Origin of the sequence: Kitasatospora sp. NPDC127121 (assembly GCF_042677305.1) — a bacterium.
Taxonomy (GTDB): domain Bacteria; phylum Actinomycetota; class Actinomycetes; order Streptomycetales; family Streptomycetaceae; genus Kitasatospora.
Window position 1 is genome coordinate 1 of sequence record NZ_JBHXTQ010000088.1, and the last position, 25,849, is coordinate 25,849.

Here is a 25,849-nt window from a genome sequence, read left to right on the forward strand (position 1 = left end):
GGAAGTCGGCCTGGCCGACTTCCTGCGCGGCGCCCCAGGCTGGCGGGCTGGGGGGCGAGGAATATGACGGTCGGTCTACATAATTCCCCGAGATGGAAACGACGGCGCGTGACGTCCGGCGCGTGACGTCCGGTGGGCGGGGGGCTAAGGGTTGTCCCGTAACTGATCTTTGGCAGTATGAGAGTGGCTGGCCAGGATCGCATCCCAGGTTCCCTTTGGGAGGCGCTGACCTCGGTTCACCCCTGCGACCGCACGACATGGCAGCGGGTAGCAGGTGCCTCCACGGACCTCCCGACCTGGGGAGATGAGCAGGGCCCCTGTTATTGTGCGCCGATGTCAACGATCAAACAGTTCCAAGTGACCTTCGACTGCGCGGAGCCTGTCCGCCTCGCCGCCTTCTGGTGCGAGGTGCTGGGGTACGTCGTACCGACGGTCCCGGAGGGCTTTGCCACCTGGGAGGAGTACCAGCGATCGCTGCCGCCCGAGGATGAGGTCTACTTCGCGTGCACTGATCCCTCGGGTGTGGCCCCGCGTTTGCTCTTCCAGCGAGTTCCCGAGGGCAAGGTCGTCAAGAACCGGGTGCATCTCGATGTTCGGGTCGGCGCCGGGCTCGTGGGTGAGGAGCGTCTGGCCACACTTGAGGCCGAATGCGCACGGCTGATGGCGCTCGGCGCGAAACACGTGCTGACGCAGCGCGCCGATGGCGTCAACGAGTCGTGCATCACGATGCAAGACATCGAGGGCAACGAGTTCTGCCTCGCCTGATTCTCCTCCGAGACTGCGAGGTGGGGAGCCGTCTCCCGGGGACCTCTCAGGTCCCGCATGCGGCGGGAGTCATCCCGCGAGAGCGAGGTTGTGTAGGCGGGCAACGCCGTGCATCGCGTGGCGCACACCGTCGCCTCTCAGACGGCAGTCACGCAGGATCTTCCAGGTCTTCATCCGGGCGAAGGCGTGCTCGACGCGGGCGCGAACCCGTTTGTGGTCGTGGTTGTGTTCGGCCTGCCAGTCGGTCAGTTCGCCGCCTCAGGGCCGGCGGTGCGGGATGACGAGGCCGGTTCCGGGGTAGCCGCCGTCGGCGATCGTGGTTGTCCGGCCGACGGCGGCCTTGGCCCCGGATTCCTCCCATGCCCTGCAGTCGTTGCGGTTGCCGGGCAGGGGCCGGCCGACCACCACAACCAGGCGGGTGTCGGCGTCGATGACCACTTGGTGGTTCGTCGAGTAGCGATAGTTCTTCGACTGCTCGGCGACCTGGTGGTCGCGGGTGGGTACCAGCGTCCCGTCCACGATCAGCACCGCGTCCTTGGCGAATCGCCTACGCGGGGCAAGCGCGAGCCGGGGGCCGAGATGGTCGATCACGCGATCGGCGGTGGACTTCGACACTCCGAAGAGCGGCGCGAGTTGGCGCAGAGTCAAGTTGGTGTGCCAGTACGCGGCCACCAGTAGCACCCGGTCCTCCAGGGACAGCTTCCACGGCCGACCACGGCCCGGCGCGTCGCCGCCCTCGCGGCGCAGCTGCCTCATCAACTTGCCGAAGGCACGCGGGCTCAGTCCGGCGAACGGGGCTATCCAGGACGGCTCAGACGCCGTGATCACACCAGCCACGGCCAAGATCATCCCACGGCAAGATCACTTGCGGGACAACCCTTAGTCGGCGAAGCGGGCTGACAGGTGGGGGAGGAGGGTGGGGAGGTCTTCGTCCTCCCAGGGCTCGCCGGTCGGGGGGCCGGAGGTGATGCCGTTGGAGGGGAGGTCGGCGCCGGTGAGTTGGCGGTAGGCGTGGGTGGCCGCGTAGGCGAGGTCTTCGGCCTCCAGTTCCTCCTGGTCGGGGGTGAGGAGTTCGGCGAGGCTGTCCGGGTCGGCGAGGGCCTGTTCGAAGAGGGTGCGGCCGGCGCCTATCAGCCAGTCGCGGAAGTAGTCGAAGCCGTCGTCGCTGCAGCCGCCGTTGACGAGGTAGCCCGCGCCCCAGAGCAGCCAGGTGCAGGAGCGGGCCTTCTGCTGCGCGTAGTGCCGGTCGAAGTCCGCGATCTGATCGGGTGCCAGGCCGGCGAGGTGCCCGGTGAGCGCGTCGGCGTGTTCGCTCTCGTCGGCGGCGCCGGCGCGGGTGTCGTCGATGATCTGCCAGAAGGTGTCGAGATCCATGCCCGTCACCTTGGCAGGTGGGGCTGACACTCTCTCGCGCAAGCGGCAGAACGGTTTCAATGGTTTCAACGGTTTCAGCAGCTTCAGCGGTTTCAGCGGGGCGTCTGGGTGCGGAAGCTGTGGCCGAGCTCGGGGCCGGGTCCGTAGTAGTGGCGGAAGTTGTAGATCAGCGGGCTCCAGCGGGCCGGGTCGACGTGCTGGGAGCCGGGGACGACGATGCATCGACGGTAGGGCGGGGATCCTTCGGTGCGGGCCGAAGGATCCCCGTCGACCGGTCAGACCATCACGTGGCCGGGGGCCGACGGCCGCAGGGCACCACGCGAGGGGCCGCGATGGGGCCAGGTGGCCGACACCCAGCGGTCGCAAGGGGTTCGGGTCCGGATGGCGGCCCGAGCCAACCCATGTCACGTTACTCAAAGTGTTCACAAAAACACCTCGCGTTATCTCGATACTGCGGCGTGGCGCCTTGCGGTGACCACACCCGACTGGAACGGAGACGGTATGGCAGGGATCAGACGCGGCCGGTCGCGCGGCAGGCTCGCCGCGGCGATCGGACTGGCGGTCATCGGCGTGACGGCGGGTTGGGGAGGAGGTTCGGCACAAGCCTTCCCGGCGCACGCCTTCCCGGCGCAGGAGACGGCATCCGTCAGACCTGCCGTCGCCTCACCTGCGGACGGCACGGACGGCGCGGACCGCGCGAACGGTGCGAACGGCGCAGACGGGAAGTCAGGACCCCGGGCGTTGACCTGTCCGCCGGTGCCGTTGTGGGTGAACACCGGCGGTGGCGGTGACCAGCTGTACTCGTACAGTCCGACCGGTACGCAGTTGTCCGACGTGCCGCTGGTGCGGGACTACGGGGACATCGCGTGGAGTGCGGACGGCACGACGCTGTACGGGGTGTCCTGGCACGAAAGCCCGCCGACGCTGTACACGATCAACCCGGCCACCGGCGCGGAGACCAGCTCGGTGGTGATCACCGGTCCGGCCGCGGGTTTCGGGTCCGACTTCAACGCGCTGAGCTCCCGCCCGGACGGCAGCCTGTTCGTCGCGTCGTTCTTCTCGAACCAGATCTGGACGCTCAACCCGGCGACCGGGGTAAGCACGCTGTTCCCCGTCTCCTACCCCGCCACACTCGTCTCCTCGGGTGACTTCGTGACCCTGTCCGACGGCGACGTCCTCGGGGTCGCGTTCGATTCGTTCTTCCAGAACCCCACCAGCTACTTCCGGATCCACCCGGACAACACGATCACCGAGATCGGCACCACCCCGGACTCCATCTACGGTCTGGCCCAGTCCGGCGGCAACGTCTACATCTTCCGTGCGAACGGCACCATCGAGAAGCTGAACTCGGTGCCGACCGCCTCCTCGACCGCGACGCTGCCCACCACTGTCATCGCCGCGACGGGCCACCCCTTCTACGGCGCCTCCTCCACCCAGGACAGCGGGAACTGCAACCTTCCGGCCGGCACCTCCTACACCGTCGCCAAGTCGGTCTCCCCGACCGGCCCGGTGAACGAGGGCGACACCCTGACCTACACCGAGACTGTCACCAACACCGGCACCAACCCGGCCACCTTCGCGGGTTTCAGTGACAACCTCTCGGCCGTGCTGACGGACGGCACGCTGGTGCCCGGCTCCGTCACCGCCAGCTCCGGAACGGCCGCCGTCACCGGGAACACCCTGACCTGGTCGGGCACACTGACGGCGCCGCCCGCCGCCGGGTCCACCGTGACCGTGAAGTACCAGGTGACGGTCAACAGCCCGGACACCGGCAACTTCGCGCTGACCAACAACGTCGCGCCGACGATCGCCGGCGGCACCTGCGCGACCGCGACGGGCTGCACCACCACCGTGCTGGTCAACGTCCCCACCCCCGAGATCGACAAGTCCGCGGCGGAGGCCTCGTTCGTCACCGGGCAGACGATCCACTACACCTACGCCGTCACCAACAACGCCTCGGTGCCGCTGACGAACATCGCGGTCACCGACACCGGCCCCGGCACCCCGACGGTCACCTGCCCGCCCGGCCCGCTCGCGGCCGGCGCCACGGAGAAATGCACCGCCACCTACACCGCGACCGCCGCGGACGCGGCGGCGGGCACGATCACCGACACGGCGAACCTCACCGCCACCGTCGGCACCCAGACGGTGACCTCGACCAGCAACCAGGTCGTCGTGCCGCTGCGGGCGCTGACCATCACGAAGTCCGCCGTCCAGCCGAACTTCCAGGCCCCGGGCGAGACGCTCAACTACACGTACACCGTCACCAACACCGGCCAGGTCGCGCTGACCGGCGTGACGGTGACCGACCTGACGCCCGGCGTCACCGTCTCGGGCTGCGGAACCAACCAGCTCGCGCCCGGCCAGTCCACCACCTGCCAGGCCACCTACGTCACGACGGCGGCGGACGTCGCCGCCCAGAACGTGCCCGACCAGGGCCAGGTCACCGGCACCGACCCGGGCGGCCAGAGCGTCACCACGACCAGCAACAAGGTGAACACCCCGCTGGTCGCGATCACCGTGGTGAAGAAGGCCGCCGAGGCGCAGTACACCGCCGCCGGGCAGACCATCCACTACACGTACACGGTCACCAACACCGGCGCCCAGCCGCTGACCAACATCGGCGTGGTGGACAACGGCCCCGGCACCCCGACCGTCACCTGCCCCACCGGCCCGCTCGCGCCGGGCGTCTCCGAGAACTGCACCGCGACCTACGTCACCACCGAGGCCGACGTCGCCGCGGGCAAGGTCGTCGACACCGCCCAGGTGACCGGGAGCGCTCCCGGAGGCCGGACCGTCACCTCGACCAGCAACAAGGTGACCGTGCCCTACGCCGGGCTGAAGATCGTCAAGGCCGTCCAGGAGACCTCGTTCTCCGCCGCCGGCCAGGCCCTGCACTACACCTTCACCGTCACCAACACCGGTGACACGACGCTCGGTTCGATCGCCGTGACGGACTCCGGTCCGGGCACTCCGGCCGTCTCCTGCCCGGTGACCACCCTGGCCCCGGGCGCGTCCACGACCTGCACCGCGACCTACTCCACCGCCGACGCCGACGTGCAGGCCGGGAAGATCACCGACACCGCGACCGTCACCGGCACCACCCCCGACGGCACCCCGGTGACGGCGACCAGCAACACCGTGACCATCGTGGCCTGCACCCCCTGCGAGGACCAGGACCACGGCGGCTGCGACGGCAACAACTCCGGTGGCCACGGCGGCTGGGGCGACCACCACCCCGGCCCCGGCCAGTGGGACAACCACCCCGACGGCACCGCCCCCGGTGACGCGTCGGCCGCCGAACACCCCGCCGGCACCCACCCCGCGCCCGTTCCCCCGCGCGACACCGCCGCGCAGGAACCCGCCCTGATGCTCGCGAACGCCGGATCCCCGGTGGCCATGGCCAGCCTCGGCGGCGGCGCGCTGCTGGGCCTCGGCTGGCCCATCGCCGCCTTCGCCTCGGCCCGCCTGCGCCAGGACCGCTCCGGAGAGTGACCGCCCTCCACCACCCGGGCCGACCCCGGCGACGCACACAACGCACGCGACGCACGCAACACATACGCCGGGCGTAGCGGCCGGGAGAGCAGAGTGCGCCACCACTGGTGGCGCACTCTGCCTGCTTTCTCGGCCGAACCGGGCCTAGCCGAGGACGGCGTCCACGGCGGCCGCCAGCGCCTCGCGCACCGCCGCGGGGGCGGTGAAGCGGCTCTGGTTCATCGCGCCGTGCCGCAGGATCAGCAGGGTGTCGGCCGCCCGGTCGGGGTCGGGGTGGCCGGCGGCGGCGAGCAGGCCGGTGAGCAGGGCGCGGAACCAGTCCATGTGCTCCTGGATCGCGCGGCTGACCGGGTGGTCGGGGTCCGGGTAGTCGGCGGCGGCGTTGATGAACGGGCAGCCGCGGAAGCCGGGGGCGCAGAACTCGTCGGCGATGCCCGTGAACAGGGCCGTCACGGCCTCGCGCGGAGGAAGGTCCGCCACTGCGGCGGCGGCCGCGCGGAAGAGCCGGTCGTGCTCGTGGACGTAGGCGAGCACGACGTCGCCCTTGGACGGGAAGTGCCGGTAGAAGGTCGCGTTGGCGACCGCCGACTCGCGGATCAGCTGGTCGATGCCCACCCCGCGCACGCCCTGGGCGTAGAAGAGCCGCATCGCCGCGGCCAGGATGCGAGCGCGCGGTGGCGTGGAGTCTCTCGTCGTCATGGCTTGACGCTAACAGAAGGATCGTTCTACCTTGGAGGAGTAGAGAGAACGCTCCTTCTACTTCTTGGATCGGACGGCCCGGCCCCGACCGGCCGCCGATCCCGATCCGAACCCCAGCCCCCACGCACCAGGAGAGACCCCGCCATGCCCAGCAACCGCACCCCGGTCATGTTCATCCACGGCCTCTGGCTGCACTCCACGAGCTGGCAGGGCTGGGCCGACCGGTTCCGCGACGCCGGCTACGAGCCGATCCTCCCCGAATGGCCCGGCGTCCCCGCCACCGTCGCCCAGGCCCGCAGGAACCCCGACCCCCAGGGCGGCATCGGCCTCGCCGAGATCTCCGCCCACCACGCCCGGATCATCCGCGACCTCGACACCCCGCCCGTCCTCGTCGGCCACTCCGTCGGCGGCTTCATCGCCCAGCACCTCCTCGGCCAGAACCTCGCCCGGGCCGCCGTCGCGATCGGCCCCGGCCAGATCAAGGGCGTCAAGGCCGTTGGGCCGGCCCAGGCCAAGTCGGCCTTCGCGTTCCTGCGCAACCCGGCCAACACCAAGCGCGCCGTCTCGCTCAACCCCGGGCAGTTCCGCTACGCGTTCGCCAACGCCGTCCCCCAGCAGGAATCCGACGCACTCTTCGACGAGTGGACCATCCCCAGCCCCGCCCGCCCGCTCTTCCAGCTCGCCCTCAGCAACTTCGCCCCCCACTCCCCCGCCAAGGTCGACACCCGCAACCAGGACCGCGGACCGCTCCTCCTCCTGTCCGGCAAGCTCGACCACACCGTGCCCGACGTGCTGACCCGCTCCACCCACAAGCAGTACCGCAAGTCCTCGGCCGTCACCGACTACCACCGCTTCGACGACCGCGGCCACTCCCTCACCGTCGACCACGGCTGGACCGAACTCGCCGACCACTCCCTCACCTGGCTCGACCGGCACCACATCGGCTGAGCAGACGGCACCGCCCGGCCCCGGCTCCCCGGCCCGCCGCCCGAGAGGTGCGGGCGGCGGGCTCGAACGGCGGCCCACAGGTCAGCGGCGGCCGATGATCTTGGAGAACGTCGCGAGCGAGACGGTGCCCGTCTTCTTGGCGGCATCACCGACGGTGCCCCAACTGCCGATGCTCTGACCGTAGTTGGCGGTCAGCGCGGCGCCGCTCGCACCCTCCTTCGCCTGGGACATGTCCGTGCCCGTGGACATCTCGACGACCAGCGGGACCTGGGTGGAGAGGTTGACCGAGCCCTGGAGGACCTTGCCGGCGAGCTTGCCCGCCTTCTCGGAGGCGCCGACGACCTTGGCGCCCTTGGTGCCGATGTAGTTGAACACCTTGGTCGCGTCGGAGGCTCCGGAGCCGCCGGTCTCGGCGAGGAAGGTGAGCCCGGCCCGGCGGACGCCGACGCTGGCCTTGTAGGAGGCCTTGGCGCCGGTGCCGATCGTCTTGACGATGGCCTTGCCCGCCTTGAGGCTCTTGGCGACCGCGCCGACACCGGGCAGGGCGGCGAGCGCGTCCGCGCCCAGGCCGACGATCGTGGCCGCGTCCCAGTCGCCCTTGATCGCGGCGTCCACGGTGTGGGCGCCGAGCGCGGCGATGGCGGTGACGGCGGCGACCGGGCCCGCGATCGGCGTGAGGACCGGGATGAGGGCCAGGACGCCGGCGACGGCGGACACGATGCCCAGGATGTCCCCGAAGACGGACCAGAAGCTGCCGCCCTGCTCCGCGGCCGCCTTACGGGCGGCCTCCGCCTTCAGGTACTCGAACTCCTGGCCACGGGTCTGGATGACCCGGGTGAACTCGCGGTCGGTGAGCAGGCACTGGAGCTGGAGCTCGGCCTGGAGGGCCAGCGCCATGTCGATCAGGTCGTACAGGCGCTCGTCCTTGATCCACTCCCGGGGGTAGCCGTTGTCGGTGAGCCGGTAGTAGACACCCTCGCCCGAATACCCGCCCATGGCCAGGGACGGTATCGAGCCGAGGCGACGAGCGACGGAGGAGTGCCGGAAGGCGATCACGCCCGCCGTACGAGGAAAGTCGGGGTCCGCCCCGAAGGGAGACTTGGCAGCCTCCCTGGGCAGGAACTGCTTGAAGTCCGCCAGTTCCTGTGCGACCTTCTGGTCGGAGTACGCGTAGCCTCCAAGCTCCCAGTCCAAGCGGTGGAGTGCGTCGATGACCTGGTCGCGCTGGAAGACGTACAGGCGCAGGAGCTGGTCGATCCGGTAGTGGTCTTCGGGGCGCAGCGCCTCCGGGTCCCACCCCCAGATCTTCATCGCGTCCTTGCTGTTGGTGGTGTACATGTTCAGTTCGCTCTGAACGTTGAAGACGATCTTGTCCTGGTTGCCCGGCTGGTAGCCCAGGGCCTCCAGGTCGACATTGAGCCGGTACTCGATCTCCATGGGTCTGTCCCCTTTCCCGGTCAGGCCGCGGTGGCGGTGTCGAAGGTGATCGTGCGGCAGACCTCGGCGAGGATCTCCACGCAGGAGTCCCACTCGGGGAGGTTCTCCGTGGCGATCGCGAAGTCGGCCATCGCCAGGCGTCCGGGGATCGGCACAAACACGTGCAGCTGCCGGACCACGGTCGGGCCGCCGCCGTCGCCGAGCAGGTTCACCGGGCGCTCGACCTTGCGCTCCTCGGTGAGCAGCACCGCGGGGCCGGCTTCGAGCCGGACGACGCCGACCTCGGCGTCCGGGTAGATGGCGCCCATGGTGCGCGCCAGGCGGTGGACGGTCTGCTCGTTGGACAGCTCGCTGGGGCGGGCGGTGACGGTCAGGATCGCCGAGGCCAGCTTCTCCTCGGGCTTCTCCTTCGTCGGCCCGTACAGCAGCGTGCCCGCGTAGACGGCGCCGGCGGCGGACAGCAGCTCGTACATCGTCTGCTGGGTCAGGACGGCTGCCCCTATCTCCTCGTCCGACGGCTTCGGGTCGACCATGTTCAGCCGCTCGATCAGCCGGTTGGTGTTCGCCTCCGCCGACACGGAGAAGTCGAGGTCGGTGAACGCCTCCGGGACTTGGAAGCTGATCGGCAGGTCGATCGTGGCGTCGGGCACAGGTGCGCTCCTCACAGGCGGGACACGGATGCGGCCCGCCGCACGACGCGGCAGGACCGCCCGCCATGATCGACGGCCCGGCGGAACCACCGACCCCACCGCCACCCCCGGCACGCGACCGCTGGCGCGAACCGATCCGCCTTACGTCCCACCTGGACCGAATTGCCCACCCGAACACACGTCTCACCCGTAACCGGAACGGCCTGATCCACCGTCACCCACATGGCCCAAGCGGCCCATTGCACGGCACGGCGCCGCCGGGAACGTCCGCGAAGCGGAACGCCGCGCCGACCGGGGAGGTCGTGCGCGGCGTTCGCCGGGAGAGTCGGGAGCGTCGGGAGCGTCGAGAGAGTGCGGCGGTGGGTTACGCCGCGCCGAGGCGGCTCGGGGCTCCCGGGGCGGGCTTCAGGTAGCGGACGGCGGCTGCTGTCACCAGGGCGATCAGGGTGACGGTGAGGAGGTACTGGCAGAGCAGGCCGAGATTGCCGAGCTCATTGTCGTACCAGGTGAAGAACTCCTGGCCGGTGAGGCCGAGACTGAGGACCGACGGGAGGACGGCCAGTGCGGTCGCGGCCGGCAGCAGCCGGCCCCAGCGGAGGGATGCGAGCGAGAGCAGGACCAGCGGGATACAGGCCCCCATCAACGTCAGCACGGGCTGGGGGAGGACGGGGAGGGCGCTCTCGTGAAGAAGTGCGCTGAGGCAGCCCAGGTTGGACAGCAGGAGGCTCGCGACCAGCACCAGGGCGGGCGGGACGGCGGCGCGCGGTCGGCGGGCGATCGTACTCTCCAGCAGGTCGCCGGGGGCAGCGAAGAGCAGCAGGGACCACAACACGTTCGCGCCGGACGACATGATCAGGAGGGTGTAGTCCGGCGGAAAGCCCGGCACCACGGTCCACATCGCATGCTGCTGGACGAAGCACTGGGCGATGGCGGCCACTCCGGCCAGGGCGGCCAGGGCGGCCAGGGTCCGGACGGTGGTCCACCGGCGGAACAGCAGGGCTACCACGACCAGCAACCAGAGCACCTGATTGACATCCTCCCCGCCCTAAAGGACGGGGATTCCTAGCTCACTTCGCCTGGCCGTCAGCGACGGGCAGGGCTTACAAGATCAGCACTAGCCGGGTCGAGACCAGCCCGGACGAGCATTACCCGGGCGGAGTTCTTGTCCCTGGGAGAGGAGACTCCGCACGCGGTGCACGTATACGTTCTCTCGGAAAGAGGAAGGCGGTGCTTGGCTCTCGCACCGCAGTGCGCGCAGTCCATGGTGGTGTGCGCAGGGTCGACCAGGTGCACGGACCTGCCGTGCTTGCGGCCCATCTCGATCAGGGCGCGCTTGGTCGCCCCGATCGCGGCGTCGGCGGCCTTCCCGGCCATGGTGGTCCTGGCGAGGAACTTCGGCCGGAAGTCCTCGACGGCTATCGCGTCGTGGTCGCGGACGACCTGCTTGGCCCACTTGCGGCCGGTGTCCTGCCGCTGCCGGGCGACCTTCCTGGAGACCTTCGCGGCCTGCCGCCGGGCCTCGCGGTAGCCCTTCGTCTGCGCCTTCCCCTTCGGGGCCCGGCGGCGCGCCATCTGCCGCTGGTACTTCGCCAGACGTCGGGCGGCCGTCCTGCCGTGCTCCGCGTGCGGGAGGTCATGCGCGTCGGACGTGGTGGTGGCGGTCTCCCTCACGCCCCAGTCGATCCCGATGACCGCACCGGTCTGCGGCAGCGGCCGGACCTCGGCGGCCACGACGAACGAGGCGTACCAGTGCCCGACCGCGTCCTGGTACACGCGCACACTCGACGGGACACACGGCAGGTCACGCGACCACACCACCGTCAGCACGATGCCGCCCGCGAGGTGCAGCCGGCCCTCCTTGAGCCGGAACCCGCGCTGCGTGTAGTTCAGCGACGGCCGGGAGTCCTTGAGTTTCTTGTGCCGGGGCATCCCGGCGCGCTGCTTGACCGGCAGCTTCGCCTTGATGTCCTTGAGCGCCTTGGCGCGGGACCTGGCGAAGTCGCGGATGGTCTGCTGCTGCGGAACGGACGCGCCCTCGCGCAGCCAGCTCATCGACTGCCGGGCCCCGGTCAGCATCTTGTCGAGCTGTGCGGGGCCGCACGTGGTCTTCTCCGCGGCGGTCGCCTTGTTGTGCTTGTGGACCTTGCGGGACATCGCCACAGATTCGTTCCACACCCAGCGGCACTTCCCCCACTCCGCTTCGAGCAGTGCGAGGGCGGTGGCCGACACACGGAGCCGGTAGGTGTACCGGGCGTACCCGGCCTCACCGGCCGCCGCTGTCGTCGTCATGAGCCGCAACCTAACAGCCCCCACCGACAACAGCAGAAAGCGCAGGTCAGAGCAGATGTGCAGAGAACTCCGCCGCTTCACGGCTCCGGGCCGAGGACCCATTCCTCCCCGGCCTGAAGGCCGGAGCCTCCTGGGAGAAATCAGGTGACGGTCTGGGCGATCAGCGGGGAGTGCCAGTCGACGAAAGCGGTTCCGGGGTGCTGCAACGCGTAGGAGTGGTTGGCCGTGGCCTGCCGCCACTTCTCCGGGAGGAACACGAGGGCGGTCAGCTGCTGACCGAGCGCCATGGCGGCGGCCAGCGGGGCGGTGGTGGCGAGCAGGCGTCCGGCGGTGCTGCTCGCGGTGATACCGGTGCGCACCCGCAGGCCGTACGCGGCGACGCCGACGGTCTCGCGGATGACGGCCAGTCGGCCGGCGCCGGCGGTGGAGTCGGCGTGGACCGCGGCGATCTCCTCGCCGCGCTCGGCCCGGTAGGCGGCGGGGTAGGCCCGCAGGGCCAGTCGCAGTCCTCGCAAGGCGGTGCCGGTAGTGCCGGTGGTACCGGTGGTGGCGGTGTTCACGCGAGGGCCCCCCTGGCCGTCGGACGGGTGGTGCGCAGACGCCGGTCGGCCTCGGCCACTACCGCGCGCAGCCGGTCGGCCTCGGCGGCGAGGGTGTCCCGCCCTGCGTCGGCGAGTGCGTACGTCCGGCGGGCGCGGCCGTCGATCACCTCGTCGCGCTCGACCTCGATCAGCCCCTGCTGGAGCAGGCGGTCCAACGCGCTGTAGAGCGTGCTGGTGCGCATTTTGACCCGACCGTCCGAGAGCGCGGCAACCTCTTGGATCAGGGCGTAGCCGTGCCGAGGCGCGTCGGCCAGTGCGGTGAGCAGAAGCAACGTGGGCTCCTGCATGGAGCGTAATGTCATGCGGATACATATACCGTTCATAGGCATATACCGTCTATGGGCCCATGTATCTGGCACGGGCGGATGCCAGAGCAACCGTTCGGCTCCGGAACCCGTCATTTCACGGATGTCGGGGCACGACCGCCTCGCCCCAAGGACACCGGGAGCTGGTCTCGTTGCAGCGGAAGAAGCCGTACTGGCAGCCGTACTGGTGGCGGCTGATGTTCCGTTCGGACACCACGCCGGAGTGGGAGCCGATGGATCGCGGACCGCTCTCCCAGGTCTCGAACCACGCGCTGACGACGATGTCGATCGAGGCCTGGGCCGACGGCCTCCTGGAGGAGGCGCTCTACGAACTCGAAGACCTGCGCGGCGACCTGCGCGTCGAGTGCTACGAGGAGCCCGTCCTCACGGACGGCACTCCGCCGGTGTATTCGCGCCAGGGGCGGCTGCCGGGGAGGTGAGTCCGGGACGGGTTCGGCGCGGGAAGTCGGTGGGGCCGACTTCCCATGCCGTAGTCAGCGAACAGGGGTTGGGGTTGCGGTGGGCCTGGGGCCCGGGCGGGGATGGTGATGGGCGGTCAGGGGGTAGACCCAGGCGAGGAGAGCGAGGAGGAGTGCGAACGGGAGGAGGGTGTAGGCGGTCGCGGTGCCCGGGGTCACGTCAGGACGCATCGAGGGCGATGGGGAGGTCGAGCTCGGCCCAGACGGTCTTCGCGTTGGGGTGGCGGGGGATGGTGCCCCAGCGGTCGGCGAGGGCGTCGATGAGGGTGAGGCCGCGCCCGGACTGGGAGTTGGGGGCGAGGGCGGCGGGCAGAGCCGGGAAGCGGTCGCCCCGGCAGTCCGAGATCTCGATGCGCAGGGTAGTGCCCCGGCGCACGGTGGTGGTGAGACAGAGGTGAAGCTCGAAGCCGCGCCCCGGAACGCGGCCATGGGTAGTCGCGTTAGCGGCGAGCTCCGCGACGATCAGGAGAGCCGAGTAGTACGGCTCGGTGTGGGACAAGTTCAGCCCCCAGGTGGTCAGTTGACGCCTGGTGATGCGCCGGCCGATGGCGGCGCCCTTGGGGGTGGCGGCGAGGGTGATGGTGTGACGGCGGGGGCTGTCGAGCGGGATGTCGGTCGTCATGGAAAAAATCGTGGCGCCCCGGACGTACGCTGACCACGGATTCGGCGAGCACTGAGAGTGCCTGTGCGGATGCGGAGGGTTGGCCTGTCGGCCAGCCCAGATCAATCGGTCGAAAGGGTGGGTGATTGTCGTGGGTGGCGTCGAGCGCACGGTCTTCGATGACGGCGAGACGGCGGAGAACTCCGACGGGGTCGCGGAGTTCTATGCGGCGGTGGGCAAGTTGATCAGGCTCTTCCGGGAGCGGGCCGGGCTGACCCAGCGCGAGCTGGCCGAGAAGCTCGGGTACAGCGAGGACCAGTTGGGAGCGGTCGAGCGCGGCAAGCGGACGCCGAGAATCGAGATCCTGACGAAGGCGGAGGAAGTCCTCAACGCGGGTGGCGCGTTGAGGATCATCGCCGACGACGTGATGAAGGCGAAGATCCGGATCACCACACGGCACCCTGCGTTCTCCAAGGCCTTCACGTTCGAGGAGGCGAAGGCTTTGGAGATCCACGACTACAGCACACTCGACATCCCTGGCTTGCTCCAAACCGAGGCACACGCTCGGGCGCTGTACGAAATGCGCAGGCCCTGGCTCTCCGTCGAACAGATCGACCAATGGGTGGCAGCCCGACTGGCGCGCCAGGAGATCCTCACTCGGTGGCCGCTTCCGCTCATGAGCTGGGTGATCGACGAAAGCGTCCTACGCCGGCCGCTCGGTGGATGGGATGTTCACCAGGAACAGCTTCGACACATCCTCAAGGTCTCGGAGATCCGAGGCCTGGAGATGCAGGTCATGCCCATCGGGAGTACGGAAAACGCCGGCATGGGCGGCCCGTTCACGCTGCTGACCCCGCCCGGACGCGCGCAGATCGCCTACGTGGAGGTCCAGCACGTCAACAGGTTGATCACGGATCCGGAGGAAGTCCGTAAGATGGCCGCACGGTACGGCACCCTCAGGGGGCAAGCGCTCAACATGAGGGAGTCCTTGGCCTTGATCGAGATGATCCTGGGAGAGCGGTGAGCATGGCCGAGCTGGCGTGGTTCAAGAGCAGCTATAGCGGCAACGAGGGCGCCAACTGCGTCGAGGTGGCGGGGACCCCCGGCGTCGTCCACGTGCGTGACTCCAAGGACAAGAGCGGCCCGCAGCTGGCGTTCGAGCCGGCCACGTGGCAGGCGTTCGTGGCGTTCGCCGCGACCGCTGAGGTCTGAGCAGTCCCCCAACGGCCCACCGCTAGGCAGCGGTGGGCCGTTGGCGTACCGTCAGAAGGCATGGAACTCGTCTGGTTCAAGAGCAGCCACAGCACCAACGAAGGCGCCCAATGCGTCGAGATCGCGTGGCGCAAGAGCAGCTACAGCACCAACGAGGGTGCTGAATGCGTCGAGGTCGCCGAGACGACCGCCGCCGTCCACGTCCGTGACTCCAAGGACAAGGACGGCCCCCAACTCACCTTCTCCCCCGCCGCCTGGCAGGCCTTCGTCGACTTCGCCCCGACGGCCGCCTGACGGCCCGAGACTGCCAGGACCAGGAGCAGGACCAGGCCAGGCCTAGGGCGTGGCAGTACCCTCCTGCGCGTCGCCCTCGATTGCCCGGAGCGCGGCGACCGCGGCGGGCGCCACATTGGAGTTCACGGCCGCGCCGAGTGCGGCCAGCTCACGGATCACCGGCAGTGCGGGTGCCGCCGCCGGGCCGAACTGCCGCAACGCCGCGAGTGCCGAGCAGACGATCCCCCACTTCTCCGCCCGCACTGCCCGATCGAGTACCTCCTCGACCGCCCCGAGCGCCGCCGTGCCCCCGAGGTGCCCCAGCGCCTCCAGCGTCGAGTTCACCTCCGTTTCGATCCACTGCTGGTCCAGGTCGAAGCCGAGCAGCCGCTCGACCAGACTGGGCACCAACTGGCCTGCCGCACCCGGAAGCCACTTCGCGGCCTGGACCGCCCGCCAGGCGTCGACCCCGCCGTCCAGCGCCACCAGCAGACTCGGCAGCGCCCGCTCGTCACCGAGACGTGCCAACGCGAGGACGGCCTCCTGATGGGCCCGGCGCAGATGGCGCTGCGGGGAGGCCCACGCCTGTGGTCCGTACTGCGCGTGCTGGGCAGCGACGAAGGCGACCAGCACCGGGCGGGCCGGCTCGGGGACCGGATGGCAGGCGCCGAGGGCGGAGGCGGCCTCGGCGACGACCTCAAGGTACGGGTCCGCGAGTTGGGCGCCGATCAGCGCGACGAGCGGGCCGTGGCCACCGCTCCGGGACCTGATGATCTCCGAACCCATCCGCAGGGAGTCCAGCCGGGTACCGGGGTCAGCGCTGCGCAGCTGTTCCGCCAGCAGCATCGTGCGCTCGGGCACCCGCGCGCCCAGAACCTCGTGGAAGGTGCGCAGCAGCCCGGTGACCGGTGAGTGGACCGTTGCGTGCCGGTCGAGGTCCTCGAACGCGGCGATGACCTCGACCGGTGCGCTGCCCGGCTCGATCGTGGGTGCCGGTGTCGCCGGGGTGGGGGTGAGCCACCAGTCGCCGGTCGGGGCCGTCTGTTCACGCAGCAGGGCGATCGCGGTGCGGGTCGCCTCCTGGGCGTGGAAGTCCGGTGTGCACCGGGCGTGCTGGATCAGGGCTGCCAGCCGGGTGGTCGGATCGAGCGCGGTGTCGTCGGCGAGGGAGGTGAGCCAGGCCGATGCGGACGCCAGCATGTCCGGCCGGGGCAGAGCCAGCGCGGCCATCGCCTCGACCAGCAGCAGCCGTTCGACCACCCCCGGTGCTGCGGGAAGCCGTTCCCGCAGCACCGCGGCAGCGCGTTCCGCATCGTCGACCAACAGCCCGAGCGCGGGTATCGCCGCCTGCCGCACCAGCCGGTCGGAATCCGTGGCGAACCCGATGAACGTCTCGGCCTGCTCCCGCATCAGCGCCGCGGCCTTGTAGTGGCCGGAGAAGTCCCAGCTGTTCTCCTCGGTCGCACCATACGCGAGCGCTGCGTTGCCGATGCCGACCAGCAGTTCGACCACCGCCGCCCGTATGGGCGCAGCGGCGTCGCCGGCCAGCTCGAAGAGGAACGGCACGCTTGCGGCCGTGCACTGGTAGACGTCGCCCTGATGGTGGACGGCGCTGTAGAACCTGCCGAGCGCGTCCCCGCGCTCCTCCTCGTCGGAGGAGGCGAGCGCGTGCAGCAGCCCGGGCACCTCCTCCGCGGTGCCGTAGGCGTGATGCATCTGCGACCAGTCGATGTCGTGGAGTCCGTCGAACATGACGAACATTCTGCCCGTCGCCACTGACCTCTGGGAGGCGGGGCAGGGGGCGGGACCCGACCTCTGAAGACGGCCTCCAGCCGACGGCGCCGTCCTTCGAGATGACGGCCTGGGCCTGCTGCGTCCGCGCGCTCAACCGCTGGGCGAAGCTCCGCAGGGAGTCGGCGTTGCTCGCGCCTTGATGCGGGCGGGCCGCCTCCGTGGCGCCGGGGCCCTTTCTGCCGTCCGTGCCGGTCAGGGGCGGGTGAAGGCCACCTCGGGGAAGTCCCGGCTGGGGCCGTTGAGCAACGGCTCGCAGGTTCCCTTGAGTTGGCGTTCGAAGAAGGCGCCGACATAGCTGGTGGTGATCGCGATCGACCGGGGAGCGTTCGGGATGGGCAGCACGCCGCTCTCGTTGACCAGGTAGTCCAGGTCGGTGAAGGTGTAGTGGTCGGCGCCGGCGACGGTGAGCCACCGCTTCCATCCGTCCAGGTTCGGCCAACTGCTGGTCCAGGACGGCACGATGTCCGGGCCGCTCGGGTCCGCGGCCGCGATCAGCAGGACCGGGCGGCCGCCGATGCCGGTCGCGGGAACCGGTGGCGTGATGGCGCCGTCGAGGTCGACACCGGCCAGCACGCGTCGGTCCGCGCCCATGGCGGCCAGGGTCGCATCGCCGCCGACGGAGTGCCCGGGCGGCGCGGCGCTGCTAGCGTGACCGCATGGATCGAGATCAACGCTCACTCCACGCCTCGTCGTTCGGCGCGGCGGCGGCCGCGTACGCCGAGCACCGCCCGGACTACGCGCAGGACGCGGTGCGTTGGGCACTCGAACCCGCTCCCGGCCCGCGCGTGCTTGACCTCGGCGCCGGAACCGGCAAGCTGACCGGCGTGCTGGCCGCGCTGGGTGCCGAGGTCATCGCAGTCGAACCCGACCCGGCGATGCTGGCCGAACTGCGCCGTTCACTGCCGGAGGTCCGTGCCCTGTCGGGGAGCGCGGAGGCGGTTCCGCTGCCGGACGCCTCCGTCGACGCCGTGGTCGCCGGCAACGCCATGCACTGGTTCGACATGGCCGTCGCGGGGCCCGAGATCGCCCGGGTCCTCGCCCCCGGCGGCGTCCTGGCCGGCCTGTGGAACGTGATGGACGACCAGGTCGCCTGGGTCGACGGGCTCGCACAGGTCAGCGGGGGCGAGGCCATCGGCCCGCGTGACACGCCCGCCGGCTGGCGCGCCGAGACGACCGGCATGCACCTTCCGAAGACCGGCGCGGCCGCCCGGTTCGGCTCGCCGGAGCAGGAGCAGTTCCCGCACGGGCAACTCCGCACCGCCGACTCCCTCGTCGCGACCCTCGCGACCCGCGCGGGCATGCTCGTCATGCCGGAGCAGGAGCGGGAGGCCAGACTCGGCCGGATCCGCGCGTTCCTCGCAGACCGGCCGGAGACCGCCCAAGGCGAGTTCACGCTCCCGATGCTGACCGCCGTGCTGCGCGTCCGGCGACTGGCCCCCGGCCCGGGGCCGGAGGCGCGGGGCTAGGGCCTATTTCGAAAGTCCTGGCCGCGAACGTGTAGCAGTCATGGACACCGCGCCGTCCGGGCACCCGGCATGCTTTCGGCCCGGATCTCACCGATGGACTCCGAGGCACGCCGGAATGAGGGTTCTACGTCACCGCGAGCACAACCGGTTCAATGCCGACCGGCTCTCATCGTCCGCGGCACGGCAGATCATCAACCGCTGGTCCGGATCTTGGAGTGGCATGAGTACTTCGAAGTTCACGGCGATCACACCTGCGTCCGGATGCCGCATCACCTTGTGTCCGCGGCCGTTGACCTTCACGTCTCCCTCGGCCCACAATCGCGCGAATTCCTCGTTACGGGTGGTGCATTCGGTGATGAGGTCGGTCAACGCCTGGTCCTCCGGGTGCGCGGCCCACGCTGCGCGCAGGTGGGCTATTCCCTCCCGCACGACGCGCTCGCGGTCGACATAGAACTCGCGTATTTCCGGGTGTACCAGGCACAGCCACATGGCATTGCGTTGCGACGGCGGCAGGGTGTCGAAATCCAGCAGCAGCCTCGCCATTTCGCCGTTCCAGGCCAGGATGTCGTAGCGGTGGTTCATCAGCACGGCCGGCAGCGGCGACAGGTCGGCGACCAGCCGGGCCAGCGGGGGTGCTGCAGTGGTGGCGGGCTTGTCGGCGTTGCGGGGGCGCTGCTGGGCCAGGTTGAAGAGGTAGGCGCGTTCGTCGGGGGCCAGGCGCAGTGCCCGGGCCAACGCCTCCACCACGTTCGCCGAGGGCCGCAGTCCCCGGGCCTGTTCCAGCCGCGCGATGTAGTCGATGCTGACCCCGGCCAGTTCGGCGACCTCTTCACGACGCAGTCCCGGGGTCCGCCGGGCCTGCTGACGCGACGGCAGGCCGAAGTCCTTCGGGTCGAGGCGCTCGCGCCGGGTCCGCAGGAACGCGGCCAGCTCCTTTGCCGTGTCCACGGTGCGGGTCATCATGTTCGATCCAACAGCCAGGGTAGGACTGGTGTTCCCAGGAACTTCTTTCCCTTATCCCCGGCTCGCGGCGGTCACAGACTTGTTCTCGACAACGGATGACAAGCACAGGAGGACACGATGTCGCTCACCCTCGACACCTACCGGTTGCTGGGCCGCTCCGGGCTGCGGGTCTCACCGCTGGCGCTGGGCGCGGCGACCTTCGGCACCGAGTGGGGCTGGGGTGCCGAGCAGGACGAGGCGCGCAAGCTGTTCGACCTCTACGTCGAGCGCGGCGGCAACTTCGTCGACACCGCCAACACCTACACCAATGGCAGCTCCGAGCGCCTGCTGGGTGAATTCACCCGCGACAACCGCGAAAGCCTGGTGCTGGCAACGAAATACACCACGCTGCGCCGGCCCGGCGACCCGAATTCCGGGGGCCCTCACCGCAAGAGCCTGTTCGCGTCGGTGGAAGCCAGTCTGCGACAGCTGAATACGGATTACATCGATCTGCTCTACCTGCACGTGTGGGATTTCACGACACCGGTCGAGGAGATCCTGCGTGGCATGGACGACCTGGTCCGGCAGGGCAAGGTCTTGTACGTGGCGATCTCCAACGCCCCGGCCTGGCAGGTGTCGCGCATGCAGGCGATCGCCGACCTGCGCGGCTGGTCGCCGCTGGTCGCCCTGCAGATCGAATACAACCTGATCGAGCGTACCGGGGAACGTGACCTGATCCCGATGGCACGCGAGATGGGGTTGGGCGTGGTGCCGTACTCACCACTTGCCGGCGGGGTGCTCACCGGCAAGTACAGCCGCGACGACCTGACCACGACGAACACCGCGGTCGACGACGGCACCCGTAAAAATTTCAATATCGCCAACGGCGGGCTCACCGAACACAACCTGGACATCGCTGATGTCGTGAAGGAGGTCGCCGCGGAGCTGGGCCGCACAACCGCCCAGGTCGGGCTGGCCTGGACCCTGCAGAACCCGGATGTGACGGCATCGCTCATCGGCGCCCGCACTCTCGCGCAGCTGGAGGACAATCTGGGTGCCCTGGAGGTCGACTTCACGGCCTCCCAACTGGCCCGCCTCGACGAGGCCAGCGCGATCGAACTCGGCTTCCCGCACGACCTGCTCGCCAGCGACAGGATGCGCACGGTGACCCACGGCGACCTGAAGGTCGAAACCCGCCGCTGATACCCGATCGAGCCCCGGGGCAGCACTGCCGCCGCCCTCGGGGTGATCGCGGCGGCTGCTCGGACGTCCGTGGGCAGGGCTTCGCCGGCGAGGCTAGAGGCCCGCCTCCCAGAGTGCGCGCCGCACCGTGTGAAGGGCGGTGGCGGACTGTTCCCAGCCGTGCCACCAGAACAGGCCGCCGCCGTGGCTCGCCTCGGCCGCCAGCGCCGTCAGGTGCGCCCACGGCCCGGACGGGAGGCCGAACTGCGGGCGGGCGGCCAGGCGTTCGGCCTCCTCGGCGGCGACCGGCACCATGCCGACCACCGGCAGCCGTGGGCCGCCGGGCGCGCGGCCGGTGCCGGTGCCGGTGCCGGTGCCGGTAAGCATCGGGTGCAGGGTGATCGGGTCCAGCAGCAGGGTCAGTTCGGCGGACGGCAGCGGCGCGGGGCCGTCGCGCCAGGTGAGGCGCTTGCCGGTGAACTCCGCATGGAGGAGAGGCTGTTCGTCGAGGGTGATGCCGTCCTCGGCCACCCTCAGCTCCGCGCCGCGGCCGCCCGGCAGCTGCACCCGGTAGCAGCCGTACAGATACGGCGGCACGGTCGATGCCGCCACGGCCTGGACGTAGGGGACGGCGACGCCGTCCACCTCGAAGCCCGCCGGACCGACCACGACGGCGGCCGCCGTGGGCACGCCGTCGACCGTGACGCGGACCCGCAGCGCCGGGCCGTCCTCGCCCGGCCCGACGGAGACGACCAGTTCGCGCCCGGCCTCGTCCGCCGCCCGGTAGTCGCCGACCAGGTCGGCGAGCGGCGGCACGTCCGGCAGGGCGTACTCGGCGAGTTGCACCGAGAACTCCGCCGCCGCCACCCGCCCGGCGGGCCACACCGCGCCGACCAGCCGGCGCCGCCCGTCCCGGCCGACCTCGGTGCGCAGTTCGCCGCCGCAGTCGTTGCCGTCCTCGACCCGCCAGCGCAGCACGCCGTGGTCATGGCGCGGGGCGGTGATCCGCCGCCCGTTGACGTGGATCCGGTGCCGGGGCGGGTCGGTGACGCGGCCCAGGACGTAGACGTCGAGGTTGCCGTCCGGCGTGCCGTACAGGCCCGTCCACGGGTACAGGGCCTCGGCGAGGACGGTGTCCAGGTCGCGCCGGATGCTGCTCCCCCCGCCCGCGAGCCCGCCGCCCGCGAGCCCGCCGCCCCCGGGCCCGCCGTCGCGCACCGACCGAAGCAGCGCGCGCGCCTGCGACTTGCGGGTGAGCAGGGTGCGCAGCCGCCGCGCCGCCTCCGGGGTCGGCCGCCGGTAGCGGCCCTTGGCGGCGGCCTGCATGGCCGCGTCCTCACGGCGGGCCAGCAGGGCGCGTTCGGCGTCGGCGAGGTCCGGCGGCGCCCAGGACGCCACCGCCGCCTCGGGCTCCCGGACGAAGCGTTCGCGCAGGGCGCCGTCCTCCCCCAGGGCGAGGACGAAGCGGGCGGCGGGCGTGTCCTCCTGCCAGTGGTAGCCGCCGGGGACGTGGAAGTCCGTGAAGCCGTCGAGGGCGGCGAGTTCGCGCGGCCCGTACTCGTCGATGTTCCGGACCGGGCCGGTGGGCGGCCGCACGGTCTGGCCGGGTCGGATCAGGCCCAGCCGTTCGAGCATCCGCGGATCGGCCGGGGCGGCGACGGCCGGGGGGAGGTACCAGGTGGAGGCGCTGGTGACGGTCCGCTGCACGGCCCGGTCCCGGAGCCCGGCGACGGTGTGCCGGTCGGTGACGGGGGCGGTGCCCCGGTAGCGGGCGCCGATGTAGTTGACCACGGGGTGGTCCGGGCCGTAGACCTCCTCCAGCCGGTCGACCAGGACGGGCAGCCGGTGGTTGAAGAACCCGGTGCGCTGGTAGCCGAGTTCGCCGACCAGCCCGACCTGCCAGAGCACCAGGTGCAGGCCCGGGTCGATCCGCCGGCCGCGGATCAGCAGGTCCGAGGCCTCGAAGGTCTGCATGCCGGGGCTGCTCGGGTCCACGCCGAGGTCGGCGCACAGGACGTCCAGCGCGCTGATCCCCGGACGCATCACGGCCGCGTGACCCTCGCGGCGGGCGATCCGGACGGCGCGGTGGCTGGAGAGGACGAACACGCCCGGGTGGCCGTAGAAGACCGCCGCCACCCGCCGCCCGGCCCGGACGAAGTGCAGGATCGCCTCGGACATCTGCACGTACGTCAGATAGCGGTCCTTGGCGTCGTCGTAGAGGACGCCGAGGTCGTAGGAGTCGGGCCGCCAGGCCTTGATCCGCACCACCGTCACCGGGTCGGCGACGCAGTGGAAGACGTGGTCCGCCTCGCGGAGCAGCCGCTCGTCGGCGCGGGTGAACCCGGCCGCCTCGATGCCGGAGCCGAGCACGGTCAACTCACCCTTGGGCATGGCCGGTTCGGCCGTCTCGCCGTCCCGCTCGGGGCGACGCGGCCCGGGGGCGGCGGCAATGGCCCGGGCCAGCTCCGCCCAGCGGTCCTCGTGCTCGCGGCGGGTCGGGAAGCGGTCGAAGGGGCGGCCGTACGGGCGGTTCGGGTCCATCGGACGGCGTCAGTCGGTGTCGGCGGCGTCAGGCGACATCGACGGCGAAGTCCAGCTGGACGACCTGCGGCGGCGGGTCCATCAGGCCCGGGGCGTCCACCTCGAAGTCCATCTGGGTGATCTGCGGCGTGGGCTCCGTCAGGATCGGGCTGGCCAGGCCGAAGTCCGTCCGGCCGACCTGGCGGAAGGGCCGGTCCGCGGCGGTGTCGGCGTCCAGCGCGAGATCGGCGTCCACGTCGATGTCGACGACGTCGAAGCCGAAGGCCAGGCTGCTTGCGGTCACGGTAGGCACTCGACAGTCACTCGTCCCTTCGGAGCCACGGGCGTTCGCGTGTTCATGCTACTGAACACCAGTTCGCGCCGACAGCCCCGCGGGTGCGGCTGCGGCCGGTCGGGATGGGGGCCGCAGAGGAACGCGGCCATCTCACCCGACACGTCGACGCCGAATGCCGACAGTCCCCAGCTGTCCGGGTGCGCCGCCCCCCTCGGACCGGCCCGCACCCGACGTCCTGGTCAGGCACGGTCAGCGGGCCGACGCCCGGGCGGCGCGGGCGGCGCGCTGGGCCCGCCGGGCCCGCTGGGCGAAGACGTCCTCCCGGCGGTCGGCGGTCTGGCGCAGGACGCGCTTGCGGTCCCGGCCGGACAGCCGGTCGATGTACAGCTGCCCGTTCAGGTGGTCGGTCTCGTGCTGGAGGCAGCGGGCGAAGTAGCCGGCCCCCTCGATGGTGACGGCGGCGCCGTACTGGTCGAAGCCGTGCACCACCACCTCGGCCGGGCGGGCGAGTTCGGTGCTGGCGCCGGGGACGGAGAGGCAGCCTTCGGTGTCCTCGATCAGCCGGCGGCCGGGCTCGCGGGGCTCGACGACCGGGTTGAGCACGTGGCCGACATGCCGGACGCCCTGGTCGTCGCGGCAGTCGTAGACGAAGAGGCTCAGGTCCACGTCCACCTGGTTGGCCGCGAGCCCGCAGCCGTCGGCGACCTGCATGGTGGCGAACATGTCCTCGATGAGACGGGCCAGCCGCTCGCTGCCGTAGTCCTCCCCGGTCGCCGGGCGGCAGGTGCGGCGGAGGATGTCCTCCCCCACCTCGGTGATCCGCAGGACGGTCGGGCGTTCACGCGGTTCGGACATCGGCGCTCCCTCGTCGACACCGTCGACACGACGGCAAGGATGACGGCTTGTCATCGACTTTGCAAAGTAGCAGACTTTGCAAAGTGACCGAAGATGCCAAAGCCGCCGAGGAAGCCAAAGGCCTCACCGCGCCCGCCACCGGCCCCCTCCCCCAGCACCCCGTACGCACCGCGATCCTCGGCCTCCTCGCCGAGAAGGCCGCCCTCACCTCCACCGAGGCCGCCGCCGCCACCGGGTACAGCTCCGGCCTGTGCTCCTTCCACCTACGGCAGCTGGCCCGCCACGGCCTCATCGAGGAGGCCCCCGCCACCGACGGCCGCGCCCGCCCCTGGCGGCTCCCGCAGCAGCCACACCAGCCCCACCAGCCCGCCGCAGCCGACGAGTTCGGGGAACTCGCGCGCGGCCTGGAGGACGAGAGCTACCAGCGCTGGCTCGCCCACCGCGACGCGGCCCCGGCCGACTGGCGGCAGGACGAGGCGTTCAGCACCGTCCTCTACCTGACCCCCGCCGAACTGGCCGCCGTCGGCGAGGCCGTCCGCCAGGTGCTGGCCCGCTACCGCGACCGCGAGGCCGACCCGGCCGGCCGTCCTGCCGGCGCCCGCCCGGTCGCCGCCGTGGCCCGCCTCTTCCCGCTCCTCCCGGACGAGCACTGACGAGCACTGACGGGCACCGAGGAGCGTCGGAGTCCGCCGCCCGGCGCTTCGCGGTGATCCTCCTCCGCCCCCGAACCCAAAGCAATGGTCAAGACCAAATGGTCGAGACCAATTTGGCGACGCGCCGGAGACGGCACGCGGGCGGTGTCCAGGCGAGGGAAATAAACCCGCTGGCGCACCCGGCCCGCCGACCCGCAAGCTGGCCCGATGCGCGTCAACGGCCCCCTCTGCACCCGCCAGTCCCTCGCCACCGACCTGCGTGCCGCCGGGGTCGAACCCGGCGGCACGCTGCTCGTGCACTCCTCGCTGCGCTCCCTCGGCTGGGTCTCCGGCGGGCCGGTCACCGTCGTCCAGGCCCTGCTCGACGCCCTCGGGCCGACCGGCACCCTCGTCGTCCCCACCCACACCGGGGACAACTCCGACCCCGCCGGCTGGTCCAACCCGCCGGTGCCGGAGGCCTGGTGGCCCGACATCCGGGCGTCCTGGCCCGCGTACGACCCGCACGTGAGCCCCACCCTGGGGATGGGCGCCATCCCCGAGACCGTCCGGATCTGGCCCGGCGCCCGGCGCAGCGCCCACCCGCAGACCTCCTTCGCCGCCCTCGGCCCGGGCGCCGCCGAGACCACCGACGGACACGCCCTCGACTGCCTGCTCGGCGAGTCCAGCCCGCTCGCCCGACTGGAGGACCGCGACGCCCAGGTCCTGCTGCTGGGCGCCGACTTCGGCTCCTGCACCTGCTTCCACCTCGCCGAATACCGCGTCCCGGGCCCGAGCGAGGACGTCTCCTTCGCCACCCTCACCCCCGAGGGCCGGCAATGGCTCACCGTCCGCGACCGGGCCATCAGCGCCGACGACTTCGCCGAACTCGGCACCGCCTTCGAGGCCGACCACCCGAAGGCCGTCCGCCACGCCACGGTCGGCGCCGCCACCACCCGCCTCTTCCGCCTCCGCGACGCCGTCGCCTACGCGCAGCACTGGCTGCCCGAGCACCGGGCGTAGGACAGGACGTGTCC

General features: G+C 70.9%; 26 protein-coding genes and 2 pseudogenes. 11 read left to right on the forward strand and 17 right to left on the reverse strand.

Features of this window, described 5'->3' with window-relative positions:
- The first annotated feature begins 333 nt into the window (after window positions 1–333).
- A complete protein-coding gene (locus ACFVHI_RS31405; RefSeq protein ID WP_380345074.1) occupies window positions 334–765 on the forward strand; it encodes a VOC family protein in 432 nt (143 codons plus the stop codon).
- A gap of 69 nt (window positions 766–834) precedes the next feature.
- Here the strand turns inward: ACFVHI_RS31405 and ACFVHI_RS31410 are convergent.
- The 3 genes and pseudogenes from ACFVHI_RS31410 to ACFVHI_RS31420 form a co-directional block, all read right to left on the reverse strand.
- A pseudogene (locus ACFVHI_RS31410) lies at window positions 835–1,602 on the reverse strand (transposase).
- A gap of 42 nt (window positions 1,603–1,644) precedes the next feature.
- Window positions 1,645–2,139 carry a DUF4240 domain-containing protein gene (locus tag ACFVHI_RS31415; RefSeq protein WP_380345076.1) on the reverse strand — a complete coding sequence of 165 codons (495 nt, stop codon included), beginning with the start codon at window positions 2,137–2,139 and terminating at the stop codon, window positions 1,645–1,647.
- A gap of 92 nt (window positions 2,140–2,231) precedes the next feature.
- Window positions 2,232–2,357, reverse strand: a pseudogene (locus ACFVHI_RS31420) (flavin reductase family protein); the annotation flags it as partial.
- A gap of 523 nt (window positions 2,358–2,880) precedes the next feature.
- Here ACFVHI_RS31420 and ACFVHI_RS31425 point away from each other — a divergent pair.
- Window positions 2,881–5,634 (forward strand): hypothetical protein, encoded by a 2,754-nt coding sequence (locus tag ACFVHI_RS31425; protein ID WP_380345078.1) that lies wholly within the window; start codon window positions 2,881–2,883, stop codon window positions 5,632–5,634.
- Between the two features lie 144 nt (window positions 5,635–5,778).
- Here ACFVHI_RS31425 and ACFVHI_RS31430 read toward each other — a convergent pair whose 3' ends face one another.
- Window positions 5,779–6,333 (reverse strand): TetR/AcrR family transcriptional regulator, encoded by a 555-nt coding sequence (locus ACFVHI_RS31430; RefSeq protein ID WP_380345080.1) that lies wholly within the window; start codon window positions 6,331–6,333, stop codon window positions 5,779–5,781.
- Window positions 6,334–6,477: 144 nt separating this feature from the next.
- Between ACFVHI_RS31430 and ACFVHI_RS31435 the strand changes: the two genes are divergently transcribed.
- Entirely contained in the window at window positions 6,478–7,281 is an 804-nt protein-coding gene (locus tag ACFVHI_RS31435; protein WP_380345082.1) for an alpha/beta hydrolase, read from the forward strand.
- An 81-nt stretch (window positions 7,282–7,362) separates the two neighbouring features.
- Here the strand turns inward: ACFVHI_RS31435 and ACFVHI_RS31440 are convergent, their stop codons facing one another.
- The 6 genes from ACFVHI_RS31440 to ACFVHI_RS31465 form a co-directional block, all read right to left on the reverse strand.
- Window positions 7,363–8,718: a hypothetical protein gene (locus ACFVHI_RS31440; RefSeq protein ID WP_380345084.1), complete on the reverse strand. Its 1,356-nt coding sequence runs from the start codon at window positions 8,716–8,718 to the stop codon at window positions 7,363–7,365.
- Between the two features lie 20 nt (window positions 8,719–8,738).
- Window positions 8,739–9,368, reverse strand: coding sequence for a hypothetical protein (locus ACFVHI_RS31445; protein WP_380345086.1), 630 nt, complete (start codon window positions 9,366–9,368; stop codon window positions 8,739–8,741).
- 364 nt (window positions 9,369–9,732) lie between these two features.
- Window positions 9,733–10,392 (reverse strand): hypothetical protein, encoded by a 660-nt coding sequence (locus ACFVHI_RS31450; RefSeq protein WP_380345088.1) that lies wholly within the window; start codon window positions 10,390–10,392, stop codon window positions 9,733–9,735.
- Between the two features lie 59 nt (window positions 10,393–10,451).
- Window positions 10,452–11,657: an RNA-guided endonuclease InsQ/TnpB family protein gene (locus ACFVHI_RS31455; protein ID WP_380345090.1), complete on the reverse strand. Its 1,206-nt coding sequence runs from the start codon at window positions 11,655–11,657 to the stop codon at window positions 10,452–10,454.
- A 140-nt stretch (window positions 11,658–11,797) separates the two neighbouring features.
- Entirely contained in the window at window positions 11,798–12,217 is a 420-nt protein-coding gene (locus tag ACFVHI_RS31460) for a hypothetical protein (RefSeq protein ID WP_380345092.1), read from the reverse strand.
- Window positions 12,214–12,546, reverse strand: a complete 333-nt coding sequence (locus tag ACFVHI_RS31465; protein WP_244293322.1) for a PadR family transcriptional regulator — start codon at window positions 12,544–12,546, stop codon at window positions 12,214–12,216. Before ACFVHI_RS31465 ends, ACFVHI_RS31460 begins: the two co-directional genes overlap by 4 nt.
- A gap of 170 nt (window positions 12,547–12,716) precedes the next feature.
- Between ACFVHI_RS31465 and ACFVHI_RS31470 the strand changes: the two genes are divergently transcribed.
- On the forward strand, window positions 12,717–13,004 hold the full coding sequence (locus tag ACFVHI_RS31470) for a hypothetical protein (protein ID WP_380345094.1): 288 nt from the start codon (window positions 12,717–12,719) through the stop codon (window positions 13,002–13,004).
- A gap of 199 nt (window positions 13,005–13,203) precedes the next feature.
- Here ACFVHI_RS31470 and ACFVHI_RS31475 read toward each other — a convergent pair whose 3' ends face one another.
- Complete coding sequence (locus ACFVHI_RS31475) at window positions 13,204–13,665, reverse strand: ATP-binding protein (protein WP_380345096.1); 462 nt, start codon at window positions 13,663–13,665, stop codon at window positions 13,204–13,206.
- Window positions 13,666–13,795: 130 nt separating this feature from the next.
- Between ACFVHI_RS31475 and ACFVHI_RS31480 the strand changes: the two genes are divergently transcribed.
- From ACFVHI_RS31480 to ACFVHI_RS31490, 3 genes are read left to right on the forward strand one after another with little or no spacing between them, the layout of a single operon-like run.
- Entirely contained in the window at window positions 13,796–14,668 is an 873-nt protein-coding gene (locus ACFVHI_RS31480) for a Scr1 family TA system antitoxin-like transcriptional regulator (protein WP_380345098.1), read from the forward strand.
- A gap of 2 nt (window positions 14,669–14,670) precedes the next feature.
- The gene (locus ACFVHI_RS31485; protein ID WP_380345100.1) at window positions 14,671–14,856 is read left to right on the forward strand and encodes a DUF397 domain-containing protein; all 186 of its coding nucleotides are present in this window, start codon (window positions 14,671–14,673) and stop codon (window positions 14,854–14,856) included.
- Between the two features lie 60 nt (window positions 14,857–14,916).
- The gene (locus ACFVHI_RS31490; RefSeq protein WP_380345102.1) at window positions 14,917–15,150 is read left to right on the forward strand and encodes a DUF397 domain-containing protein; all 234 of its coding nucleotides are present in this window, start codon (window positions 14,917–14,919) and stop codon (window positions 15,148–15,150) included.
- A 42-nt stretch (window positions 15,151–15,192) separates the two neighbouring features.
- On the opposite strand, the gene ACFVHI_RS31495 is transcribed toward ACFVHI_RS31490, so the two are convergent.
- Both ACFVHI_RS31495 and ACFVHI_RS31500 read right to left on the reverse strand, forming a co-directional pair.
- Window positions 15,193–16,881, reverse strand: a complete 1,689-nt coding sequence (locus ACFVHI_RS31495) for a HEAT repeat domain-containing protein (protein WP_380345104.1) — start codon at window positions 16,879–16,881, stop codon at window positions 15,193–15,195.
- A gap of 234 nt (window positions 16,882–17,115) precedes the next feature.
- Window positions 17,116–17,514 (reverse strand): hypothetical protein, encoded by a 399-nt coding sequence (locus ACFVHI_RS31500; protein WP_159398392.1) that lies wholly within the window; start codon window positions 17,512–17,514, stop codon window positions 17,116–17,118.
- A 65-nt stretch (window positions 17,515–17,579) separates the two neighbouring features.
- Between ACFVHI_RS31500 and ACFVHI_RS31505 the strand changes: the two genes are divergently transcribed.
- A complete protein-coding gene (locus ACFVHI_RS31505; protein ID WP_380345106.1) occupies window positions 17,580–18,389 on the forward strand; it encodes a class I SAM-dependent methyltransferase in 810 nt (269 codons plus the stop codon).
- A gap of 129 nt (window positions 18,390–18,518) precedes the next feature.
- Here ACFVHI_RS31505 and ACFVHI_RS31510 read toward each other — a convergent pair whose 3' ends face one another.
- Entirely contained in the window at window positions 18,519–19,352 is an 834-nt protein-coding gene (locus tag ACFVHI_RS31510; protein WP_380345108.1) for a helix-turn-helix transcriptional regulator, read from the reverse strand.
- Between the two features lie 117 nt (window positions 19,353–19,469).
- On the opposite strand from ACFVHI_RS31510, the gene ACFVHI_RS31515 reads away from it, so the two are divergent.
- Window positions 19,470–20,534, forward strand: coding sequence for an aldo/keto reductase (locus ACFVHI_RS31515; RefSeq protein ID WP_063347037.1), 1,065 nt, complete (start codon window positions 19,470–19,472; stop codon window positions 20,532–20,534).
- Between the two features lie 93 nt (window positions 20,535–20,627).
- Here ACFVHI_RS31515 and ACFVHI_RS31520 read toward each other — a convergent pair whose 3' ends face one another.
- From ACFVHI_RS31520 to def, 3 genes are all read right to left on the reverse strand, one after another.
- Window positions 20,628–23,054, reverse strand: a complete 2,427-nt coding sequence (locus ACFVHI_RS31520) for an SAM-dependent methyltransferase (protein WP_380345110.1) — start codon at window positions 23,052–23,054, stop codon at window positions 20,628–20,630.
- A 28-nt stretch (window positions 23,055–23,082) separates the two neighbouring features.
- Complete coding sequence (locus ACFVHI_RS31525; RefSeq protein ID WP_380345112.1) at window positions 23,083–23,337, reverse strand: hypothetical protein; 255 nt, start codon at window positions 23,335–23,337, stop codon at window positions 23,083–23,085.
- A 240-nt stretch (window positions 23,338–23,577) separates the two neighbouring features.
- Complete coding sequence (gene def / locus ACFVHI_RS31530; protein ID WP_208869059.1) at window positions 23,578–24,183, reverse strand: peptide deformylase; 606 nt, start codon at window positions 24,181–24,183, stop codon at window positions 23,578–23,580.
- Between the two features lie 83 nt (window positions 24,184–24,266).
- On the opposite strand from def, the gene ACFVHI_RS31535 reads away from it, so the two are divergent.
- A complete protein-coding gene (locus ACFVHI_RS31535) occupies window positions 24,267–24,836 on the forward strand; it encodes a helix-turn-helix domain-containing protein (protein ID WP_380345114.1) in 570 nt (189 codons plus the stop codon).
- 207 nt (window positions 24,837–25,043) lie between these two features.
- A complete protein-coding gene (locus ACFVHI_RS31540; protein WP_380345116.1) occupies window positions 25,044–25,835 on the forward strand; it encodes an aminoglycoside N(3)-acetyltransferase in 792 nt (263 codons plus the stop codon).
- Window positions 25,836–25,849 lie beyond the last annotated feature (14 nt).

Bases quoted from the DNA above. Each gene is read 5' to 3' on its own strand.
- def (WP_208869059.1), bottom strand. From the start codon at position 24,183: ATGTCCGAACCGCGTGAACGCCCGACCGTCCTGCGGATCACCGAGGTG.
- ACFVHI_RS31500 (WP_159398392.1), bottom strand. From the start codon at position 17,514: ATGGGCGCGGACCGACGCGTGCTGGCCGGTGTCGACCTCGACGGCGCC.
- ACFVHI_RS31405 (WP_380345074.1), top strand. From the start codon at position 334: ATGTCAACGATCAAACAGTTCCAAGTGACCTTCGACTGCGCGGAGCCT.
- ACFVHI_RS31440 (WP_380345084.1), bottom strand. From the start codon at position 8,718: ATGGAGATCGAGTACCGGCTCAATGTCGACCTGGAGGCCCTGGGCTAC.
- ACFVHI_RS31430 (WP_380345080.1), bottom strand. From the start codon at position 6,333: ATGACGACGAGAGACTCCACGCCACCGCGCGCTCGCATCCTGGCCGCG.
- ACFVHI_RS31415 (WP_380345076.1), bottom strand. From the start codon at position 2,139: ATGGATCTCGACACCTTCTGGCAGATCATCGACGACACCCGCGCCGGC.
- ACFVHI_RS31465 (WP_244293322.1), bottom strand. From the start codon at position 12,546: ATGCAGGAGCCCACGTTGCTTCTGCTCACCGCACTGGCCGACGCGCCT.
- ACFVHI_RS31510 (WP_380345108.1), bottom strand. From the start codon at position 19,352: ATGATGACCCGCACCGTGGACACGGCAAAGGAGCTGGCCGCGTTCCTG.
- ACFVHI_RS31505 (WP_380345106.1), top strand. From the start codon at position 17,580: ATGGATCGAGATCAACGCTCACTCCACGCCTCGTCGTTCGGCGCGGCG.
- ACFVHI_RS31435 (WP_380345082.1), top strand. From the start codon at position 6,478: ATGCCCAGCAACCGCACCCCGGTCATGTTCATCCACGGCCTCTGGCTG.
- ACFVHI_RS31455 (WP_380345090.1), bottom strand. From the start codon at position 11,657: ATGACGACGACAGCGGCGGCCGGTGAGGCCGGGTACGCCCGGTACACC.
- ACFVHI_RS31540 (WP_380345116.1), top strand. From the start codon at position 25,044: ATGCGCGTCAACGGCCCCCTCTGCACCCGCCAGTCCCTCGCCACCGAC.
- ACFVHI_RS31520 (WP_380345110.1), bottom strand. From the start codon at position 23,054: ATGGACCCGAACCGCCCGTACGGCCGCCCCTTCGACCGCTTCCCGACC.
- ACFVHI_RS31485 (WP_380345100.1), top strand. From the start codon at position 14,671: ATGGCCGAGCTGGCGTGGTTCAAGAGCAGCTATAGCGGCAACGAGGGC.
- ACFVHI_RS31490 (WP_380345102.1), top strand. From the start codon at position 14,917: ATGGAACTCGTCTGGTTCAAGAGCAGCCACAGCACCAACGAAGGCGCC.
- ACFVHI_RS31495 (WP_380345104.1), bottom strand. From the start codon at position 16,881: ATGTTCGACGGACTCCACGACATCGACTGGTCGCAGATGCATCACGCC.
- ACFVHI_RS31515 (WP_063347037.1), top strand. From the start codon at position 19,470: ATGTCGCTCACCCTCGACACCTACCGGTTGCTGGGCCGCTCCGGGCTG.
- ACFVHI_RS31475 (WP_380345096.1), bottom strand. From the start codon at position 13,665: ATGACGACCGACATCCCGCTCGACAGCCCCCGCCGTCACACCATCACC.